At 27.9% G+C, this 4,276-nt stretch carries 5 protein-coding genes; all 5 read right to left on the reverse strand.

Translation table 11 applies throughout. From position 1 onward, the window contains the following. Nucleotides 1-982 (reverse strand): citrate lyase subunit alpha (locus Q1J48_RS04780; protein WP_300361608.1); only part of this gene is annotated, 982 nt, incomplete at its 3' end. Between the two features lie 14 nt (nucleotides 983-996). Further along, nucleotides 997-1,881 carry an HpcH/HpaI aldolase/citrate lyase family protein gene (locus Q1J48_RS04785; RefSeq protein ID WP_300330623.1) on the reverse strand — a complete coding sequence of 295 codons (885 nt, stop codon included), beginning with the start codon at nucleotides 1,879-1,881 and terminating at the stop codon, nucleotides 997-999. After that, nucleotides 1,881-2,144, reverse strand: a complete 264-nt coding sequence (gene citD, locus Q1J48_RS04790; protein WP_300361611.1) for a citrate lyase acyl carrier protein — start codon at nucleotides 2,142-2,144, stop codon at nucleotides 1,881-1,883. The genes Q1J48_RS04785 and citD overlap by 1 nt, the downstream gene beginning before the upstream one ends. A 151-nt stretch (nucleotides 2,145-2,295) precedes the next feature. Further along, nucleotides 2,296-3,207 carry a DMT family transporter gene (locus Q1J48_RS04795; protein ID WP_300330648.1) on the reverse strand — a complete coding sequence of 304 codons (912 nt, stop codon included), beginning with the start codon at nucleotides 3,205-3,207 and terminating at the stop codon, nucleotides 2,296-2,298. A 94-nt stretch (nucleotides 3,208-3,301) separates the two neighbouring features. Further along, nucleotides 3,302-4,276, reverse strand: a 975-nt coding sequence (locus tag Q1J48_RS04800; protein ID WP_300330651.1) for a biotin--[acetyl-CoA-carboxylase] ligase, incomplete at its 5' end; no start/stop codon positions are given.

Consider the following 4,276-nt stretch of genomic DNA (forward strand, 5'->3'; position numbering starts at 1 on the left):
ATCCCTCTTCTAATAATTCTACTAAATATCCTGTTGCTCCTCCTGATACAAAAGATCCTTTTATTTCATTTTCTTTCATATAATCTTTTAAGTATCTACAAACTGCTAATGATGATCCTCCTGAACCAGCTTGGAATGAAAATCCATTTTTTATAGCTCCACTTGCTATTAATACTTTTGCAGCATTTTCTGCTATTAATAACTCTTGTGGATTTTTTGTAATTCTTGTAGCTCCTGTTGCTATTTGCTCAGGATCTCCTATTGAATCTACTACAACTACATAGTCTGTATATATCATTGGAATTGATATTTTCTTTAATGGGAATTCTACTAAGTTATCTGTTATAGCTACAACTTTATCTGCATATTCTGCATCTACCATTGGATATCCCATTGCACCAAAAGCTGATTTTCCTTCACAACCATTCATATTTCCCATAGGGTCACAAGCTGGAGCTGCTATGAAAGCGATATCTATTTTTAATTCTCCTGCTTCGATTGCTCTTCCTCTTCCACCATGAGTTCTAAAAACTACTGGCTTACCTAGTATATTATTTTTAGAAATTTCTTTTGCAATCTCTCCTCTTAATCCAGAAGTATTTATTCCTGTTACTACTCCATTTTTTATATGCTCTATTAATGGTTCATGAGCTTTTGTTAAAGATGAAGCAACTAAGTTAAGATTTTTTATTCCCATTTTTGCAATTTCATCCATAACCATATTTAAAACATAGTCCCCATTTCTTAAATGGTGGTGGAAAGATATTGTCATTCCATCTTTTATTTCACATTTTTCTAAAACTTCTCTTATTGAAGAAACTAATTTACTATCTCCTGGCTTTGAACAAGTTTTATTTGGAGCATATTTTTTCCCTTCTGGAGCTGTTGCAAATGGACCAGCATATGGCTTAACCTCTCCATAACCTTCTATATAACTTGGAATTTCTCTATTTACTTTATTTACTAATGTTTTTATTTCCATTTTTTATCTCCCCTCTATTTGATAACTCCAGCTGCTTTAGCAAGTCTTACTACTCTTTCAGCCTTAGAAATTACAGGTATATCAACCATTTTACCATCAACTGTTATTACTCCACCTTTACTTATATCAGCTGCTTCAGCTGCTTCTACTATTCTTAGAGATTTTTCAATTTCTTCTTTAGCTGGAGTGAAAACATCATGAACTATTTTTATTTGTGATGGGTGAATGCAAGATTTTCCTGCAAATCCTAAATTCATTGAAGATCTAATCTCATTTTTAAATCCTTCCACATCAGAAATATCTGACCATACTGTATCTATTGCATCTATTCCTGCTACTGAAGCTGCCATTGATACCATATTTCTTGCTAAAAATAATTCTGTTCCTTCTTTTGTTCTAGAAGCCCCTAATGATCTTGTATAATCTTCAGCTCCAAAAGAAACACTAACTATTCTTGGAGAAGCTGTTACTATATTCATAACATTCATTACAGCTTTTGGAGTTTCAATTGATGCTTGTATTTTACAAGAACCTATTTCAATTCCATTTTCTTTTTCTATTTCTGTTAATAATTCATCTAATTCTTTTATTTGCTCTGGAGTTTCTGTCATAGCAAGTCTCATATTTCTAAGTCCTGCTGGAACTAAAACTTTTACATCATCCTTTCCAAACTCTGTATAAAGTGGATTTATTCTTGCAAATATTTCTGTATCTCCATAATCCATAACTTTTAATGCTTCTGCTAATAAATCTCTAGCTGCATCTTTTTCTGAATATTTTACAGCATCTTCTAAGTCAAATATAACACAATCTGGACCATATAAATGAGCTGTTGTTAACATTTTTGGATTATTTGCTGGAGCAAACATCATTGTTCTTCTTGATCTTCTTATAGACATTATTTATCTCCTCCATTCATAGCTCTTCTTACTGCTGTTCTAACTCTTCCTCTTATTACAAAATCTAATGCTCCAAAATCTTGAACCAATACCTTTGCATTTTTTACTTCCATATCTTCTAAAACTTCTCTAACTGCTTTTTCCATCAGTTTACCAAACATCTTTTTTAATTTTGACTCTATATTAATTTCTATTCCTTGATAATCTAAATCAACTGTTACTAAAACATCTGAATCTTTTTCATTTCCACAAATTCCTACCATTTTTCCTCCTTAATTTTCTTTCTCAAGAATATTGTATACAGTATTATATTAAAATAATATCTCATTTCTAAGACTTTGTCAACCTCTTCTTTTTATAAAAAAAATGAGAGAAAATTTAAAACTTCCTCTCATAAAAATTTTTTATTCTTTTTTATTTTTCTTTTTTCTCAAAATATTCTTTTCCTCTGAAATAAAAAATTAGAGAAAATACAATTATTATCATTCCAGCTATTGTATTAAAAGTTGGTTTTTCATCTGGTAACATAATCCAGCTCAGTATAGCTCCTAAAATAGGATTTATCAATCTACACATATTAACTTCTGAAACTTTAGTATTTTTATCTTGTAAAGCCATAAACCAAAAACTAAATGCAAATACTGAAACAAATACTAAAACTCCTAAACTCAAATAGAATCCAAATGGTTTTCCTATAAAGTTTTTATATCCTTCTATTCCTACACCTGATAAATATAGTAATAATCCTCCAAAAAACATTTGTACTGCATTTAAAAATATTGGGTCTATATTTGCTTTGTATTCAGCTACTTTAATAGCAGAATATCCTTGGAAAATAATATTTAAGTATAAAAATAATATTCCTACAAATCCCATTCCATTGATAGAATATCCTGTTCCTTTTACTCCTACTATAAGAAGTAATCCAACTAAACTTATCAATATACTTATTATTTTATGCTTATTTAATTTATCATTTTTTGTTAAAATATGACTTAAAATAATATTAACAAAAGGTGTAGTTCCCATTATTATTGATGAAATAGCTCCATCTACCAAGTCAACTCCTAGATAAAATACTGCGTATCCTAGAAAGATATTTACTGTTATTAAAAGTGTAAATAATTTTTTATTTGCTTTTATTTCTTCCCACATTCCCTTGTGCCAAGTATAAATAAATAATATTATACCTACTGATGTGAATCTTAATCCTGCAAAATTCATTGGGCTCATATCATAGCTAAGTCCAGCTTTAATAACTGGGTTTACTATTGCCCATAAAACTGATGCTAAAACCGCATACATCAATCCCTTCTTTTTTATCATCTCTTTCCCCCTTCTATTTTCGTTCCTAATATTTTAGGATAATAAACAAAATATATCAAGGAGAATTTCTTTTTATTATTTCATATGTGAAACTTTATAGGCGTTTTATCTCTCCATCATAAAATATCTCTCTTTTATTATCTTCTTTTAGTAAAATTATTCCACCATTTTCATTTACTCCTAATACTTTTCCAACTATCTTTCTTTGATTATTAGTGAGTACTATATTTTTATTTAAAATTTTAAAAAATTTATAATATTCCTCAATATTTTTTTCCCTATTAAAAATATATCTTTTTTTACAAATTAAATTTTCAAATTCTTCTAAAATATTACAAATTAAAAATTGCCTATTTATCTCTTGCGATTTTTCTATCCTTAAAGAAGTTACCTTATCCTTTAATTCTTTTGGAAAATTTTGATTATTTACGTTTATTCCTATCCCCACAATAATATAATTATCATCTTGTCCATGTTCAACCAAAACTCCAGCAACTTTTTTATCATTTATATATATACCATTCCAATTTGTTTCCAGTAATAATCCTGTTGTTTTTTCTATCCCTTTTATAATACTTAAAAAAGTTGTTAAAGTTAATAATTTTATAGAATCTAAAAATATATCTTTTTTTAATAAGATACTCATATATATTCCCTTCTCTTTTGGCGAATAGAAATTTTTTTCATTTTTTGTTCTACCCTTAATTTGCTCTTCTGAAATTACAACACAGCCATGCTCTAATTTTTTATATTCTTTTTTTAGATATGTATTTGTTGAATCTATTTTTTCAAAATAAATTATTCTATTTCCTATCTCTTTGCATTTTATTATTTTTTTTATTTCAATATTTGAAATGATATTTTCTTCTAATAATATATATCCTTTATTATTTATCCCCTCTATATTATATCCTTTTTCCTTTAAACTTTGTATCCCCTTCCAAATAGCTGTCCTTGATACTCCTAATTGCTCACTTAACTTTTCTCCAGAAATAAATTTTCCTTTATTTTTTAATAAAATATCTAAAATTTTATATTTTGTCATCTCTCTGCTCCATAATATTTTTTT

Origin of the sequence: Fusobacterium sp. (assembly GCF_029258315.1) — a bacterium.
Lineage (GTDB): Bacteria > Fusobacteriota > Fusobacteriia > Fusobacteriales > Fusobacteriaceae > Fusobacterium_B.